This window comes from Lactiplantibacillus sp. 3062 (genome assembly GCF_055413545.1).
Window position 1 is genome coordinate 298044 of the sequence record NZ_JBVAYE010000003.1, and the last position, 15691, is coordinate 313734.

The window sequence follows — 15691 nt, forward strand, 5'->3', positions numbered from 1 at the left end:
ATAACAAATGGCAACAGACTTGGCTTACTACCAAAAACTGCTCAGTAATGGCAACTATAAGGCAATTAACTGGGATCGAGTTTCAGATGCAATTGATAAAAGTACTTGGGAAAAGTTAACCGAACAATTTTGGTTAGACACCCGGATTCCAGTTTCCAACGACATGGCAGACTGGCGTGAATTAGATGATGATCACCGGTGGGTCGTGGGACACGTTTTCGGCGGTTTGACGCTGCTGGATACGTTACAATCACAAGACGGTCTGCAAGCACTTCGCCGCAACGTCTTAACTTCACATGAAACGGCCGTACTAAATAACATCCAATTCATGGAATCTGTTCATGCAAAGAGTTATTCAACAATTTTTGAAACATTAAATACGCCGGACGAAATTAATGAAATTTTTGACTGGAGTGACAGTGAAGAATTCTTGCAAGCAAAAGCCCAATGGATCTACAAGCTTTACGATAACATCGACGAAGATCCATTGAAACAAAAAGTTGCGAACGTCTTTTTGGAAACTTTCTTGTTCTATTCTGGTTTCTATACGCCACTGTACTACTTGGGCCACAATCAATTGCCAAACGTTGCCGAAATCATTAAATTGATTTTGCGGGACGAAAGTGTCCATGGCACTTACATTGGTTATAAGTTCCAATTAGGCTTCAAAGACCGTTCTGAAAAGCAGCAGGCAGAATTTAAAGACTGGATGTTCGATTTCTTATACAAACTCTATGAGAATGAAGAAAACTACATTCATTTAGTTTACGATCAAATTGGTTGGTCTGATGAAGTCTTGACTTTTAGTCGTTATAACGCCAACAAAGCCTTGATGAATCTCGGCCAAGATGCCCTCTTCCCAGATACTGCGGAAGACGTTAACCCGGTCGTCATGAACGGGATTTCAACGGGGACTTCTAACCATGACTTCTTCTCACAAGTTGGGAATGGTTACCGCTTGGGTCAAGTTGAAGCAATGCAAGACACCGACTACGATATTGGTAATCCAGACGATTAATCAACACGTTAGTTCACAAAAATGCGGCGCCTATCCGGGCCGCATTTTTGCTAGAAAATTTTATCTTGGGGGTAGTTTAGAATGGCAATTCATAATATCTGTGTTTTTTGTGGGTCTAATTCTGGTTTAGATCCCGCATTTAGTGACAAAACGGTGGCACTCGGTCAATACTTGGCCGCTAATGATTACCAACTCGTCTATGGCGGTGGCGACCATGGTTTAATGGGGAAAGTCGCCAAAGCAACTATGGATGCTGGTGGCCGCGTTATCGGGATTATCCCGCATTTTCTGGTCGCAAGAGAACTTGCATTTAAGGACGTCACGACTTTTATCGAAACGCGCACGATGACCGAACGCAAGGAAAAGATGCTTCACCTCGCTGACGCCTTTATCGTTTTACCTGGCGGGTTTGGCACCTTTGAAGAATTCTTACAAATGCTATCTTGGAGTCAAATGGATATTCACCAAAAGCCGATTGCGCTCTACAACATCGACGGCTTCTACGACGACCTAGTCGCCATGCTACAAAAGACCGCCGACTTAGGGTTTGCCCCCGAGGCTAACCTCGACCTATTCATTAATGGGCATGATCTTGATGAAATTTTCGCTGGTTTCCATGATTTCAAACATGTGTTACCGCCTAAGTATACGAACTAAATAATCTAGCCTACGCAAAACAGCTCTAGTGCTTCTGCCACAATTAGTTCAGCCCTCATCATATTAGTCGGCTGAATTCTAAAGTCATCATAAAATGCCCCATCATTGCTTCTCGCAGTGATGGGGCATTTTGCTATGTCATTAACGATACTTACTTTATGACATACTATTCAATTATTTCAATCGTTTCAACAACCATACTGGCCGGTGCCGCTCAGACTTGTGCACCCGGGTATTAACGACTTGTAGCAATTGTAAAATGGTGAAAATTAGTGAATTACGTTTTCGGTACGCAATGTACTTCGGTTCCCACTCGGTCACATACTTCTCTTTGTACGACCGTAATCCCTGAAAACCATATAACTGGTAGCCATATTCGTAAATTAAATGAGCAATTTTTTCTTGAATAAAACTGTAGCGTGAAACCCCTACACCGGATAATGGTGCCATTCCCATATTGAAATAAGCATAGCCATCGTCACGCGCCTGTTCAAATAGGTGCACAAAGACCGTGTCCATAATGCCGGATGGCGCCGATTTGCTTGACCGCATTAAGTCAATTGAAGTCGTCTGATGATTTCCCTGCGGCATAATATTCGCAAACGCGACAATTCGGTGGTCAGGATCATAAACGACCGCTACGGGTGCCTGATTGAGATACTGCTCATCAAAAAATCCGAGCGAGAATCCTTTTTCCGTCTCACCTGCTAACCAACTATCCGAAACGGCTCGTAATTCAGCCATAACGTCGGCACTGAACGGTGGCTGCAAGATGGCAAACTCATAGTGATCACGGGTAAACTTATTCATTAGGGCCCGCTCACCCCGTAGCCGTTTACCAGCCAAACTAAAGTCTGCCAATTTAACGTGCCCTTCTTCACCAGTTTTGATAAAGTCAAAGCCCATTTCGTGTAGGCGCATCGTCAGCATCTCACTAATTTCGTAAAAGACTAGCGAGCAACCGTCACTATCTGCGTCATCCAATAACTGTTCCAAGGCAGCTTGTAATACCGCTTGATTACCGAATGGCTCTCCCATAATAATCAGTTTATCGGCCTTCTGCTGGTATAAGAAGATCAGTTGATCGACCCCATCGACTTGATAGTAATATGCTAACTTATCATTCAAATAAGCCAAGTGTGAGATTTCATTGCCGCCATAAGTTTCAATCACTTGTTTGACCCGAGCCGCATCCATCTTTTGACGCAATCGGGCGTTATAGCCACTCGCAAAGTAGCGGTACATAATAATCAAAATCATTGCCGCTAAGACTAACCCAATCACCCCAAATAACCAGAGCTTTTGTGATGGGAAGAACAGAGCTTCAGGAACCGCATGCCGATGATGAATTTGGGGCGCGTTATAGACCCCCACAATCGTATACAAGATAAAGGTCACCACATACACGCAGCTAACCCACAACGTTTGCCCCCACGAAAAAGCCAACCGATCACGATAATAAGCATGCCGCGACAAAGCCACTAGCGCTAGAATCACAATCAAGAAAATCACAAATTTCATCGAAATTGCATCATAAACGACGAGCCAGCGAATCGTATTCAAAATTGCAATCAGCAGGACAATCACCGTTGGCCAAAAAGCTTTTTTGACCCGGCCAGCAGTTCCCAACGCCACCCCAATCAGTAAGAAGGCCATAATAATACTGCTGGCCTGATTAATAAAGAAAAAGGTGTACGGATAAAACTGTAAGAAGAGTTTATTGTTATATGCAAAGTTAGGGACCGTTGACATCAACAACATCAAAAAACCAGAAAAGTAGAGAAAAACCGTCAGTACCATCTGAGCAACACGTTGTAATGCCTGCTTAGGAATACCCGCTAAGCGCACGTTTAAGCGATGGCCGGTGTCATGGATGAATAAGACCAACCCGATGGCAAACGGGATAATATAGTAGAATAACCGGTAAAATAAGAGCCATGCGACTGCGTCTGGTCGAGAAACTCCGACCGCACCGAGGCCAAAAATCATGAAAACGTCGAATGACCCAATACCACCGGGTACCATTGACACTTCACCGACAACCGAAGCAATCACGAATAACGGCACGACCGCTGCAAAATCAATGGGTAATCCCATAAAGTTTCCAATTAATAAGAAGAACAGCACACAGCCAGTCCATTCACCAAACGACCCACTCAATAACCGAACGACGTTGCCGAGCGTAAGGCCATCGAAGAATTCCGAATCGTTGACTCGTGTAAAAATAAAGATGGCTGGAAAATACAGTGCACCACCGACGAGCCAGATCCAGTAACTGCCATACATGTTCCCAATGCCAAAGCCATAGACTAGCACGAGTGAAATCATACAATATAATGACAATCCCGAAACTAAAAACAAAGCGATCTTGGAAATGGCAAACACGATTTGTTTCTTAGTGGCTTCGCGATTATAAAAGTTAGCACGCAGTGAGGCGCCCAGCACGCCCCCAAAACCACCGATATTCGTAAATGTATTGGTGATCCATCCAGCTTTTAAGATATAGCCAAGTGAATAGTGGTTGGGTAAAAACTTTGTAATCATGACGTCATACGTCAGCATTGGTGTCACTGCGATAATACCAATCACGACCATGCTTAACAGATGCCACCAGCTTTGCGAAGCAAGCGCATTCGCCAACTGCGCGCCACTGACTTCCTTCGCAATTTTGCCGACTTCCGTAATCACAAATAACAGGACAGAGAATACAAATAATGCTTTGATGATCCCCATGCGTTTATTGAGTGCCGTCCCGATTTTCTGTAACGTTGCCTTCAAAAAAATTCCCCCATTGGTGTGTTTGTTCTATTATCGCAATCTTAGCCTGTTTATACAACCGTTATAGGTCGTTAATAACCCCCACAGGTCTGATTTGTCGCCGTATTAAGCTATGAACATTTTAAATACCTGTTACTAAATTGTTCCGAATGGGTGTTAGTAGTTAGCACTAATTATGATTAATTATCGAAATTAATACCAGCATAAACCAATATTAATTGATTTTTAGTTACCAAACTTGCTTTACCAACCTTTACCGTTTATGTATAATTAAAGTGATACATAAACAAGGAGGAATTTCTTATGCACCATGCAAAAAAACTCGTCGTTGCACTAACGAGTCTACTCATCTTAACCGGCTGTACCACTGGTAATCAACAAGCCGCCAACCATACCAGTGTCAAAACCAAGACGGTTCGGGTTGAGAAACGGACTGCTGCTAATAAAGCCGCCTGGGCAAAAGCAAGGGCCGCTAGTCGGGCTAACGCGGCCTCAGCCAAAGCTCTTAGTTCAAACACGACCCAACTCGCAATTGCAACTAGTCAGGCTAAGCGTCAATCCGAACAACTAAAAGCAAAACATGACGACGCAATGGCCTCATCAAAATCAGCGTCACAGGCTGCCGCCAAATCAGCTGCTAGTGAAGCGGCCGCACAATCACGCTCCCAGTCAGAAGCCCAGTCCGCTTCGGCCGTCGCAGCCGCTAGCCAATCTAAGCAAGCGGCCAAGGCCAGCAGTCAAGCAGCTGCTCAAAGTCAACAAACTCAAACTAGTACCGCAACCACGAGTCGGCAGAATAATTTTTCTGGCGATACCGATACCGCCCAAACCGGACGTATCGTGGGTAACCGCAATTCCAAAATTTATCACGTTGAAACAGGGCAAAACTACCGGATGGCCGGTAAAAATGCCGTTTACTTTAGTACGGAAGACGCAGCGCGGGCCGCTGGTTTCCGTAAGTCATTTCGATAGGAGGATCACTTCATGGCATTGATCGGCACCATCTTATTATTTGCAACCCTGTACTGGTTCTGGCGCTTACATCGGCGCTACCGTGGGCGTCAATGGTGGCGGCATAGTTGGCCGGCCATTATCGCATTGCTCGTCAGCTTTAGTATTCTCGGCACATCTGATGAATCCACTCAGCCAACTGTGAAGACAAAGACCGTTACTAAGACACACTTAGTAACGGCTAATAATGACAAGCAATTGACGGCACTTCAGGCTGCCAATCGTGCTTCTGCTAGCAGCTTAAAGCAGGCTGTGAAAAAACTTTCGAGTAGTCAACAACATATTGACAAACTCAAGGCTACGAACAAGCAAGCTGGTGCAACTTCGACAACAGCACCAACCAAGGTCAATTCTGACCATAACCCAAGTAACACTACGTTGGCGAGTAAAACTTACAACGGTCAACAAACGATCACGATTAATCAGAATCAGCCCGCATTTACCGCTAAGGAGCTCAGTACGAGTCAGGGTGCCTGGCAACAATATGGCAATTTAGACTCACTTAACCGGGTGACGGCTGCTAATGCCCTCTTAAATCAGTCACTGATGCCCAAAGCTGAACGTGAGGCCCTGAATGTTCGACCAACGGGTTGGCATAACAAACGCATCAGTAGCGGTTGGCTTTACAACCGCAGTCATCTGATTGGCTATCAATTAACGGGGCAGAACAACAATATCAAGAACCTCATGACCGGAACCCGTTCTTTGAATGACCCTGAAATGACGACCTATGAAAACCAAGTTGCGGCCTATTTGAAAGAAAGTCCGAAAAACTACGTCCGCTATCAAGTGACCCCCATTTTCAAAGGTAACGAACTGTTAGCCCGCGGTGTTCAAATGCGTGGTCAGTCAGTTGGTAGCAATGCTGTCAGTTTTAATGTCTATATTTTCAATATCCAGCCCGGTATGACCTTGAACTATACTGATGGCACTAGTCAGGTCAGTCACTAACGATCATTGATCATCGTATTCAGCCTATCACGCAGCAGCCACAAAAGTGATAGTGCCCTGTCGACCAGAAGTTCAACCCAAGTGAAATTTTAAAACAAGCCCAACAGACGTACTATGCGACGTTCTGTTGGGCTTGTTTTGACTTGCTTAATCCAATACGGTTACGCCTCTAACGCCAAGTCACCGTAATCATACGGCGGTTGATATCAAGTTGCACTAACAATTAGCCTAAGTATAAATTCTCAGTAATCGTTATATGCGTGGTCATGCACGTGATGATTCGCACCAAAACCACATCCAGAGATAAAAAAAGACCACACCCCATAGTAGGGTGTGGTCTGATGACGTTCCGTTAAGTAAATAATTACTTAAGGGTAACGACACCACCAACTTCTTCAAGCTTAGCTTTCATATCGTTGGCTTCGTCTTCTGAAACGCCTTCTTTGATGATTGAAGGTACGTTATCAACAAGACCCTTAGCATCTTTCAAGCCAAGACCAGTGATATCACGAACGGCCTTAATAGCCTTAACCTTTTGGTCACCGGATTCAGTTAATTCAACATCGTATGAATCCTTAGCAGCGGCAGCGTCGCCACCAGCAGCACCGGCAACAGCAACAGGGGCTGAAGCTGAGACATCGAATTCTTCTTCGATAGCCTTAACTAAGTCGTTTAAATCTGAGATTGAAGCTTCTTTTAATGAGTCGATAATAGCATCTTTATCAAAAGCCATTTTTTGTTCCTCCATTTTATATGAACTTATATTTTAGTTTTTTTAACACACTGACAGCAAATTAAGCTGCGTCTTCGTCGCCTTTTTCAGCAACCGCCTTAACAGCGTATGCAACGTTACGAACAGGTGCTTGTAACAAGTTGGCGATCGTAGCCAATAATTCTTCACGTGATGGCATCGTAGCGTATTCTTGAACAGTTTCAAGATCAGCAACTTTACCTTCGATCACGCCACCCTTTAATTGAAGGGCATCAGCGGTCTTCGCGAAGTTAGCCAAGATCTTTGCAGGAGCAACTGGGTCTTCTTCAGAGAAGGCAACGGCAGTAGGACCAGCAAATACAGGTTTTAAGTCTTCAAATCCGGCCTTATCAGCGGCACGCACCATGATCTTGTTCTTGATAACGCGCATCTTAACACCGGCTTCACGTAATTGCTTACGTAAATCAGTTACTTGTTCAACAGTCAAACCACGGTAATCAACAACAATGGCTGATACTGAGCTCTTCAATTGTTCTGCAACTTCTTCGACTTCTTGTGCTTTAACAGCAATTGTTTCTTTACTCAACAGATTCACCTCCCAGAATTTTGGTTCAGGGATTTATAAAAAAATCCCTATGTCCACCAAGACATAGAGAAAAAACAATGTCCTCGGCAGGTAGATTAAGGCCGTTAAGCCGCCTGAGTCTTAGGTAGAGATATTACTTAACCTCTAGTAATCTATCACAGATCACCCACGGGGTCAATTGTTTTCAGAATTTAATCCTTAAAATGATGCTAAATCAACACGTACCGCTGGGGTAAAGGTTGAAGTAACAACTAAGTTTTGGATGAAAGTCCCACGTACTGAGGCTGGACGAGCTTTCACGATGGTGTCTTCAATGGTCTTGAAGTTACCAACTAACTTGTCAGTATCGAATGATACCTTGCCAACAGGAACGTGAACGTTACCGTCACGGTCAGTCCGGTAAGTCACCTTACCAGCTTTTGAATCGTTAACGGCTTTAGCAACGTCCATCGTAACCGTACCAGTCTTAGGGTTAGGCATTAAGCCTTTAGGTCCAAGAACCCGACCTAAACGACCAACTTGGGCCATCATGTCAGGGGTAGCGATTGCGACATCAAAGTCTAACCAACCGTCTTGGATCTTCTGAACTAAATCAGTTTCACCAACAAAGTCAGCACCGGCTTCTTCAGCTTCTTTAGCCTTGTCACCCTTAGCAAAAACGATAACGGTTTGATCTTTACCGGTACCATTAGGAAGGACAACCGCGCCACGAAGTTGTTGGTCGGCTTGCTTTGTATCAACGTTTAATTTGAAGGCAACTTCAACAGTTGCATCAAACTTTGCGAAATCCATTTTTTTAACCAAGTCTACCGCTTCAGTTACATCGTAAGCTTTGTCACGATCAACGAGCTTAGCGGCGTCTTGGTATTGTTTACTTTTCTTTGCCATCTAAGTGTTTTCCTCCTTGCAAATGTGGTTCAAACGGAGATTTCCTCCCACTTGACACATTCATTTTGATGAAGTGTCCGACATACTCAACAGTACTGAATTAGCCTTCGACGGTGAATCCCATACTCCGAGCAGTACCTTCGATCATGCGCATAGCTGCTTCAACGTCAGCTGCGTTTAGATCTTGCATTTTAGTTTCGGCGATTTGCTTAACTTGATCTTTGGTTACAGTTGCAACCTTCTTCGTGTTAGGTTCACCGGAACCACTTTCAACACCGGCAGCTTTCTTCAATAGAACGGCAGCAGGTGGGGTCTTAGTGATGAAGTCGAATGAACGATCTTCGTACACCGTAATCACAACAGGGATGATCATACCTGCTTGATCAGCAGTACGAGCATTGAAATCCTTTGTGAAACCCATGATATTGATACCTGCTTGACCTAAAGCTGGGCCAACTGGCGGAGCAGGTGTTGCTTTGCCCGCAGGAATTTGTAATTTAACAACGTTAGCTACTTTTTTAGCCACGAGACATTCCTCCTTAGTCCGTGATGTGGTAAATGGAGCTGAGTTTTTGCTCCTCCCACGTAAACGTGCATACGTGACGCACAAACATCATTGTAGCATATCTATTTTTCACCAGCAACCTTTTTTGTGGCTTCTGGATATAAAAACTGGACGATTTGGCGATCAACTTCATAGTTTTCATGTAATCGTGAATGGCGGGCATTCTTACCATGTACCACAAATTCTTGATACTGGTCACGCGTTGGTCGCAGTAAAAAGCGCAATGACAACGCACTATTCAGAGCGACAGCACCATCACTTTGCGCCGCATCGCCAATGTTACCCGCAATATTCAAATACGAAATCGTGTTTGGCAATCGTTGGAGCGTTCGCAAAAAATAATTATAAACGGGCGTGGTCTTAGTTGGTCCGGTCGCCGTCAACGGGTGGTTTTCAATCGGATACGTATTCTGCCCGACCTCACTATCATTAAACGGCGCACCAATTGTGACAACCTTGCGGACTTCCGGTAAATTGACCAGTTTGGCAGCTGTCGTCAAGTATTGAAAGAGCACCACACCACCCATCGAATGAGCGACTAAATTGATCGTCTGAACGTGCTCATGCGCAATCAAATACTGCACAACTGCCAAGACGCCTGCCGCCTGTTGCCGTACAGCAACGCGTGGCGTGGCAAAAATCAACTGTACCATTGGGCGGTAAGCGTCTAGCTCACCAGTCACATGGGGATGATTATGTCGATCAATCATTACGACTAATGACTTATTGGCGATGCCACCGGCCGTAAAGCGTTGTAGCATGCCACCAAAAGAGAACCGGTTGCCCGCATACCCTGGAATAAATAGCGTCACGGCGCTATCATCTGCTGAATTAGCCGACACCGACTGCCGCAAATGCTGCGGTCGCCCGTATTGCCAAAATTTAAAGGTGATACGCCCCAAAATACCGAGCACTAAGGCGCCGATGATGACTAAAATTACTTCTGCCAAGATGGTCCACCAGCTTACTTAAATTAATTACCGAATCTGATCAACTTGATCGAAGTCCAATTCAGTACTTGTTTCCCGACCGAACATATTGATATTAACCTTGAGCTTCATCTTTTCGTTGTCAATTTCAGTAATTTCACCAGAAAGGCCAGAGAAAGCGCCATCGATGATGGTAACTTGTTCGCCAACTTCAACGTCCAATTCGGTATGCCGAGCACTCATGCCTAGTTGATGCAAGATTTGTTCCGCTTCTTCAGGCAACAATGGCGTTGGTTTACTACCTTGCCCATGTGATCCTAAGAACCCAGTAACACCTGGCGTATTCCGAACAATATACCAAGCTTGGTCCGTCATGACCATTTCAACCAAAACGTAACCAGGGAAGATCTTCTTCATTTCAACTTTGTCTTTCCCATTCTTGACTTCATGAGCTTCTTCTTCGGGAACAACGACCCGGAAAATATTGTCTTCCATTCCCATAGATTGAATACGGGATTCCAAGTTAGAACTAACCTTATTTTCATAACCAGCGTAGGTATGTAAGACATACCATCTTTTCTCAACAGACTCGACCATTATTATTCTCCTTTAAAATGTCTTTTGGCAAAATAAAAAAACCTCGTTTGCACGAAGTTTTCTTTCAATGCCATTATTATAACAAAAATTTGTTCAAAAAGCCATTAATGCCAGCTTGTTAACATTTGTAATAATAATTGGATAATCCAATCAAATAAAGCGAAAAACGCCACGAAGAACAGTGATGTTGAGACAACTGTCCACGAATCACGACGATTTTCCCGCCAAGTTGGCCAGGTCACTTTTTTCATTTCATGTCCAACTTGACCAAAAAATTTAAATAAGCGCATGTCTAATCCCCCTACCGCGTTTCACGATGAAGTGTGTGTTTACCACAATATTTACAAAATTTCTTAACTTCTAAGCGGTCAGTTCGATTCGGGTTAGCATCAATCGTGTAGTTCCGCGAACCACAAACGGTACATGCCAGTGCAACTTTTTTCTGTGCCATCGACAAAACCTCCATAATAAATCAGGTATAACATTAGCATGGAACTTTTCGAATGTCAATTTCAGGCAGCGTCTTGTAAAAAGTCACGCATCTTCTTGCGGCATCGATCCGTGGCGTTGACCACTTGATCAACTTCCACTTGCCGACTCAATGCAATCCGTTCTGGCGATTGCCCTGCCAATAGATCCATAAAAACCAATCCTTCAAATGCCGAACAGATTGCTGGAAAAATCCGCACCTGCTCACGAACATGAACCACATCAAGGGTCGAGGCCCTTAGCGTCTGAATATTGCATAAGATATCCTCATCATTAACATCCAGTGATAAGATATCCCCTTCCGGACGACGCTTGCGAGCCTGTGTCCGTCGAATATGATCAATAATCTGATTACTCAATAGCACCCGGTAATAAGTGCCAAAGCTACATTGCCGTAGCCGTTGATACTTTTTAGCCGCTCGATAAACTGCAATTCGACCTTCTTGAAGCCAATCATCCTCGTCAAAGTTCCGGACATAGTATTGCCGTCGCAACCGCCAAACAACTGGGACATACTGCTGGGCTAATGCATTAATGCTTGCATCATCACCATCTGCTGCTAAGTGGATCAATTGCTGTTCATTCACGTGACATTCCTCGCTTCTGACTAGTTTCAGAAACTGCACCCCTGAGCATCTGTAATGCTAATATACCGGGTTAATTGTGCCGTCACAAGCGAACGAACGTTTCAATTCAGCCACCTCAGCACTCACAGAAATCTTCTTATACGCGGCTATCAAAACTACTATGATCGTCCCATTCATCAACCTAATAGTGCTATATCGCACTAATTATTAGTAATATCAAAATATTTCTAACGCCAAAGACAAGTGCGACCTACTTAAGCCCGTTGGAGACGAGTACGCGCGTCCGCTGGAGTTGCACGAAGCCACTACGCTGTCTAACCAACCGATTAATGCAATCGCCAGCGCAAACTCCGATAACACTAAAACTGTTATGACAAGCCATCCTAACATCTAGTGAACAGCAGCTGAACTGGGGCATTTGATTACTAGATATTTTAATACTAGAACTGCTTTCGAGCCTTAAATTGCCACTGGTTATCTTTTGCAAAATTTAAATATTAATTATGACGATTTAGAAACAGCCCACGCTCGCGGCAACCACCTAATTACTTGTGATGATGTTTAACGTGATTGCGTTCTAGTTGTTGGCGGTACTGATCCAAGGCCGATAATTGATCATCATTCCAGGGTGATTTACGAACGGCACCTAAATCCTGGGTGCGCACGGCAGTATGACGCACATCTTTCAGCGCAGTCTTGACGCGGTGTCGTAATTCCAAGGCTGGTACTCGTAATGCACCTTCCGAAAAGATTACCCATTGTTCTGCCTGATCACTAGTCGCAACCGTCACTTGAAGTACTCGCGATTGCTTTTCACCCGCGTACTTTTCGATATAACTGTCAGCGGTCTGGTCTTTACTCGTCCAAATAATCTCAAGATCAGCTTGGCGATAACTCTTAGAATTACCCGGAACGTACATCGCATCAAAAACCAGGCTAATATTAAGGCCCGTAATTTTTTTATACTCAGTCAACATGCTAATTAACTCGTCACGAGCTTGCGGCAACCGGTCCGTTTGTTTTAAATGATTGAGTTCTGGCCAGTTGCCAATCATATTGTAAGCATCGACAATCAATAATTGTTGTTTCATCTTATTTTCCCAGTGGATGCCGGGACGTGTAGCCTTGATAAATCAGAAGGCTGGCCGCCACACTGGCATTCAAACTTTGAACATGACCAATCATTGGAATGGTCAACATTTCGTCCACACTCTTCTTAAGTAATGGTGAAATTCCCTTACCTTCATTACCAATAATCAAACCAACGGCACCGGAAGCATCCCACTGTCGGTAGTCCGTCCCGTTCATATCAGTCCCAAAGATCCACAGACCGGCTTCTTGCAATCGTTTAACCGTTTGAACCAAGTTCGTCACCCGCGCAACTTTCACGTGTTCGATAGCCCCCGTTGACGTCTTGGCAACCGTACTGGTTAACCCCACGGCGCGCCGTTTCGGAATAATGATGCCATGGGCGCCAGCTGCATCGGCCGTCCGCATAATCGAACCTAAGTTATGGGGATCTTCGATATTATCCAAGATCAAGAAAAATGGCGCTTCATTCTTAGCCTTAGCAACAGCAAATAAATCATCAATGGTGGTATATTCAAAAGCAGCCACCCCCACAGCTACCCCCTGATGGTTGGCGTTGTCGGTTAAACGGTCTAACTTTTGTTTCGGCACGTACTGTACGATCAAATTACGTTTCTTCGCAATCTTGGCAATGTCATTCAGTACATCGGCCTGTAGACCGCTTTGAATAAAGACTTTGTTGATCTGTTGATCACTCTTGATTGCTGCCATGGCGGGGTGCCGCCCGATTACAAAGTCAGCTGCTGTTTGGTCTTGTTCGTTATTTGACACTGGAAACCCTCCCTTCATCAACTTGTTTAATACACCACTGTGCCAGTTCTGCAATTCGGTCCGCCTGCTGAGTCAATTGTAAATACCCAAAAACGGCTTCAAAACCGGTTGAGATCCGGTAAGTGACGACATCGGTATGTTTGGCCGACGTATGACTCTTGGCATTCCGTCCACGCTTAAAAACGTCCACTTCAGTTGGCGTTAAAACTTCTTCGGCCTGCATCCGTTCGATCAGTGCCGCTTGCGCTTTGGCTGAAACATAGTGGGTCGCATGGTGGTGCAACTTAGTGGCTTTAGTAAAACCACTTTCAATCAAATGTTGGCGAATAAACGGTTCATACACCGCGTCACCGAGGTACGCGAGTGCAATCCCGTTTAATTGTTGATAATCAACTTGCATATTATTCCTTTCTAAACCGCACACCCTGAGGCGTATCTTCTAAAATAATCCCCTGAGCTTTCAAATCATCACGAATCTGGTCGGCCTTAGCAAAATCCTTAGCTTTACGAGCAGCTTCTCGTTCATCGATCAGTGCTTGAATCGCGTCATCAGCCAGCGTCGCATTAGCCGTTTCAAAAGTGACGCCGAAGACGCCAGTCAACTGCACTAATGCCTTCTGTAAGGCAATCAACGTCTCTTTTTGAACCGTTGCCTGGGCTGCATAGACATTGGCTAACTTAGCTAATTCATACACAGCAGCCACCCCGTTTTGAACATTGAAATCGTCATCCATTGCGGTTCCAAAGTTAGTGATGAGTGTCTGTAACTGTTCTGCCACCGCAGTATCCGTCCCGTTCGTCGCATCTTGCAACCGGAACGTGAGATTACGATAAGCATTACGTAACTTATCCAAGTTATTAGCTGCTTCGTCTAAGTTGGCCTGCGTATATTGAATCGGTCGCCGGTACTGGGTCGTCGCCATGAAGAACCGTAGCACTTGCGGATCAACCGTTTTAATAATATCGTGAACCGTCACAAAATTACCTAATGACTTACTCATCTTTTCGTTGTCATCACCAACCGTCACAAAACCGTTGTGTAACCAATAATTGGCAAACGTCTTGCCGGTCTTCGCTTCACTCTGGGCAATTTCATTTTCATGATGTGGGAATTCAAGGTCCTGACCACCACCATGAATATCAAACGTATCGCCCAAGTACTTAGTAGACATGACCGAGCATTCAATATGCCAGCCGGGCCGACCCGCACCCCATGGCGATTTCCATGAAATTTCACCGGGCTTGGCCGCTTTCCAGAGTGCAAAGTCAATTGGATCTTCTTTACGATCGGTTTCTTCATCGGCAGTATGCTGACTGGCACCCACTTCTAAATCATCGATTCGCTGGTCAGATAACTGACCATACTTTTTAAACTTCCGTGCGCGGTAATATACGTCGCCAGCTGATTCGTAAGCATAGCCCTTTTCAATCAATGCTTGTACAAATGCAATGATTTCTGGGATATTCTCAGAGGCCCGCGGGTGAACCGTCGCTGGTTCAATATTGACCGCAGTCGTATCTTCCATAAAAGCTTTAATAAATCGGTCAGCAACTGCTGGTACCGTGGTGTGATCTTCAGCGGCACGTTTGATCAGCTTATCATCCACATCCGTGAAGTTGGAGACATAGTCAACGTGGTAACCGCAATATTCAAAATACCGTCGGATAGTATCAAAGGCAATTGCAGAACGCGCATTACCGATATGAATATAGTTATAAACGGTCGGCCCACAGACATACATTTTCACGACTCCGGGGGTGATAGGCTTAAACGGTTCTTTTTGACGCGTTAACGTATTAAAAACACTTAACATATTGGCGACAACTCCTTTCAATTGAATCATTACTTTTGATGATAGTTTACCATGTTTGAAACACAAATAAAAAGCATCCCTCGCACGGCGGAACCGAAACTCCACCATACAAAAGATACTTTCACATGCAGTCACGCGCCACTGGGTAACTTTCGCGATACTGAGATAACGCTCACCCGGGGACTAGCTTGCTGACCGCACGATGTATTAATTGCGTTGTCTTGCTGACGACGACCGCCACTTACGACA

Annotated in this window: 18 protein-coding genes and 1 other annotated feature; of the genes, 4 read left to right on the plus strand and 14 right to left on the minus strand. The window is 44.6% G+C overall.

Annotation, left to right across the window (positions count from 1 at the left end; genetic code table 11):
• Nucleotides 1-7: 7 nt before the first annotated feature.
• Nucleotides 8-1018, plus strand: a complete 1011-nt coding sequence (nrdF, locus tag ACWQAU_RS07400; protein WP_003640950.1) for a class 1b ribonucleoside-diphosphate reductase subunit beta — start codon at nucleotides 8-10, stop codon at nucleotides 1016-1018.
• A gap of 81 nt (nucleotides 1019-1099) precedes the next feature.
• On the plus strand, nucleotides 1100-1675 hold the full coding sequence (locus ACWQAU_RS07405; RefSeq protein WP_003640949.1) for an LOG family protein: 576 nt from the start codon (nucleotides 1100-1102) through the stop codon (nucleotides 1673-1675).
• 174 nt (nucleotides 1676-1849) lie between these two features.
• Here the strand turns inward: ACWQAU_RS07405 and mprF are convergent, their stop codons facing one another.
• On the minus strand, nucleotides 1850-4453 hold the full coding sequence (mprF, locus tag ACWQAU_RS07410) for a bifunctional lysylphosphatidylglycerol flippase/synthetase MprF (RefSeq protein WP_003640948.1): 2604 nt from the start codon (nucleotides 4451-4453) through the stop codon (nucleotides 1850-1852).
• A 303-nt stretch (nucleotides 4454-4756) separates the two neighbouring features.
• On the opposite strand from mprF, the gene ACWQAU_RS07415 reads away from it, so the two are divergent.
• Both ACWQAU_RS07415 and ACWQAU_RS07420 read left to right on the plus strand, forming a co-directional pair.
• Nucleotides 4757-5425, plus strand: a complete 669-nt coding sequence (locus tag ACWQAU_RS07415; RefSeq protein ID WP_027821465.1) for a sunset domain-containing protein — start codon at nucleotides 4757-4759, stop codon at nucleotides 5423-5425.
• A 12-nt stretch (nucleotides 5426-5437) separates the two neighbouring features.
• The gene (locus ACWQAU_RS07420) at nucleotides 5438-6415 is read left to right on the plus strand and encodes a DNA/RNA non-specific endonuclease (protein WP_027821466.1); all 978 of its coding nucleotides are present in this window, start codon (nucleotides 5438-5440) and stop codon (nucleotides 6413-6415) included.
• Nucleotides 6416-6779: 364 nt separating this feature from the next.
• Here the strand turns inward: ACWQAU_RS07420 and rplL are convergent, their stop codons facing one another.
• The 13 genes from rplL to cysS all read right to left on the minus strand — a co-directional run bounded on the left by rplL (nucleotide 6780) and on the right by cysS (nucleotide 15442).
• Complete coding sequence (rplL, locus tag ACWQAU_RS07425; RefSeq protein WP_003637775.1) at nucleotides 6780-7148, minus strand: 50S ribosomal protein L7/L12; 369 nt, start codon at nucleotides 7146-7148, stop codon at nucleotides 6780-6782.
• Between the two features lie 61 nt (nucleotides 7149-7209).
• Nucleotides 7210-7713, minus strand: coding sequence for a 50S ribosomal protein L10 (gene rplJ / locus ACWQAU_RS07430; RefSeq protein WP_003643933.1), 504 nt, complete (start codon nucleotides 7711-7713; stop codon nucleotides 7210-7212).
• Between the two features lie 29 nt (nucleotides 7714-7742).
• Nucleotides 7743-7856 (minus strand) — a sequence feature (ribosomal protein L10 leader region).
• A gap of 55 nt (nucleotides 7857-7911) precedes the next feature.
• On the minus strand, nucleotides 7912-8601 hold the full coding sequence (gene rplA / locus ACWQAU_RS07435; protein WP_003640943.1) for a 50S ribosomal protein L1: 690 nt from the start codon (nucleotides 8599-8601) through the stop codon (nucleotides 7912-7914).
• A gap of 100 nt (nucleotides 8602-8701) precedes the next feature.
• On the minus strand, nucleotides 8702-9127 hold the full coding sequence (gene rplK, locus ACWQAU_RS07440) for a 50S ribosomal protein L11 (RefSeq protein WP_003640942.1): 426 nt from the start codon (nucleotides 9125-9127) through the stop codon (nucleotides 8702-8704).
• A 101-nt stretch (nucleotides 9128-9228) separates the two neighbouring features.
• Complete coding sequence (locus tag ACWQAU_RS07445; RefSeq protein ID WP_003640941.1) at nucleotides 9229-10116, minus strand: alpha/beta hydrolase; 888 nt, start codon at nucleotides 10114-10116, stop codon at nucleotides 9229-9231.
• A 27-nt stretch (nucleotides 10117-10143) separates the two neighbouring features.
• Nucleotides 10144-10692 carry a transcription termination/antitermination protein NusG gene (gene nusG, locus ACWQAU_RS07450; protein ID WP_003643932.1) on the minus strand — a complete coding sequence of 183 codons (549 nt, stop codon included), beginning with the start codon at nucleotides 10690-10692 and terminating at the stop codon, nucleotides 10144-10146.
• Between the two features lie 104 nt (nucleotides 10693-10796).
• Nucleotides 10797-10982, minus strand: a complete 186-nt coding sequence (gene secE, locus ACWQAU_RS07455; protein ID WP_003640939.1) for a preprotein translocase subunit SecE — start codon at nucleotides 10980-10982, stop codon at nucleotides 10797-10799.
• An 11-nt stretch (nucleotides 10983-10993) separates the two neighbouring features.
• Entirely contained in the window at nucleotides 10994-11143 is a 150-nt protein-coding gene (gene rpmG / locus ACWQAU_RS07460; RefSeq protein ID WP_003637768.1) for a 50S ribosomal protein L33, read from the minus strand.
• 61 nt (nucleotides 11144-11204) lie between these two features.
• Nucleotides 11205-11768, minus strand: a complete 564-nt coding sequence (locus ACWQAU_RS07465) for a sigma-70 family RNA polymerase sigma factor (protein WP_003644973.1) — start codon at nucleotides 11766-11768, stop codon at nucleotides 11205-11207.
• Nucleotides 11769-12313: 545 nt separating this feature from the next.
• On the minus strand, nucleotides 12314-12859 hold the full coding sequence (locus ACWQAU_RS07470; protein WP_003640936.1) for a YacP-like NYN domain-containing protein: 546 nt from the start codon (nucleotides 12857-12859) through the stop codon (nucleotides 12314-12316).
• A 1-nt stretch (nucleotide 12860) separates the two neighbouring features.
• Nucleotides 12861-13646, minus strand: coding sequence for a 23S rRNA (guanosine(2251)-2'-O)-methyltransferase RlmB (rlmB, locus tag ACWQAU_RS07475; RefSeq protein WP_050482337.1), 786 nt, complete (start codon nucleotides 13644-13646; stop codon nucleotides 12861-12863).
• On the minus strand, nucleotides 13618-14028 hold the full coding sequence (locus ACWQAU_RS07480; RefSeq protein WP_003640934.1) for a Mini-ribonuclease 3: 411 nt from the start codon (nucleotides 14026-14028) through the stop codon (nucleotides 13618-13620). The genes rlmB and ACWQAU_RS07480 overlap by 29 nt, the downstream gene beginning before the upstream one ends.
• A 1-nt stretch (nucleotide 14029) precedes the next feature.
• On the minus strand, nucleotides 14030-15442 hold the full coding sequence (gene cysS / locus ACWQAU_RS07485) for a cysteine--tRNA ligase (RefSeq protein WP_013355229.1): 1413 nt from the start codon (nucleotides 15440-15442) through the stop codon (nucleotides 14030-14032).
• Between the last annotated feature and the right edge of the window lie 249 nt (nucleotides 15443-15691).

Bases quoted from the DNA above. Each gene is read 5' to 3' on its own strand.
- rpmG (WP_003637768.1), bottom strand. From the start codon at position 11,143: ATGGCACAGAAAAAAGTTGCACTGGCATGTACCGTTTGTGGTTCGCGG.
- nrdF (WP_003640950.1), top strand. From the start codon at position 8: ATGGCAACAGACTTGGCTTACTACCAAAAACTGCTCAGTAATGGCAAC.
- nusG (WP_003643932.1), bottom strand. From the start codon at position 10,692: ATGGTCGAGTCTGTTGAGAAAAGATGGTATGTCTTACATACCTACGCT.
- secE (WP_003640939.1), bottom strand. From the start codon at position 10,982: ATGCGCTTATTTAAATTTTTTGGTCAAGTTGGACATGAAATGAAAAAA.
- rplL (WP_003637775.1), bottom strand. From the start codon at position 7,148: ATGGCTTTTGATAAAGATGCTATTATCGACTCATTAAAAGAAGCTTCA.
- rplA (WP_003640943.1), bottom strand. From the start codon at position 8,601: ATGGCAAAGAAAAGTAAACAATACCAAGACGCCGCTAAGCTCGTTGAT.
- ACWQAU_RS07480 (WP_003640934.1), bottom strand. From the start codon at position 14,028: ATGCAAGTTGATTATCAACAATTAAACGGGATTGCACTCGCGTACCTC.
- ACWQAU_RS07470 (WP_003640936.1), bottom strand. From the start codon at position 12,859: ATGAAACAACAATTATTGATTGTCGATGCTTACAATATGATTGGCAAC.
- cysS (WP_013355229.1), bottom strand. From the start codon at position 15,442: ATGTTAAGTGTTTTTAATACGTTAACGCGTCAAAAAGAACCGTTTAAG.
- rlmB (WP_050482337.1), bottom strand. From the start codon at position 13,646: ATGAAGGGAGGGTTTCCAGTGTCAAATAACGAACAAGACCAAACAGCA.
- ACWQAU_RS07415 (WP_027821465.1), top strand. From the start codon at position 4,757: ATGCACCATGCAAAAAAACTCGTCGTTGCACTAACGAGTCTACTCATC.
- ACWQAU_RS07420 (WP_027821466.1), top strand. From the start codon at position 5,438: ATGGCATTGATCGGCACCATCTTATTATTTGCAACCCTGTACTGGTTC.
- ACWQAU_RS07405 (WP_003640949.1), top strand. From the start codon at position 1,100: ATGGCAATTCATAATATCTGTGTTTTTTGTGGGTCTAATTCTGGTTTA.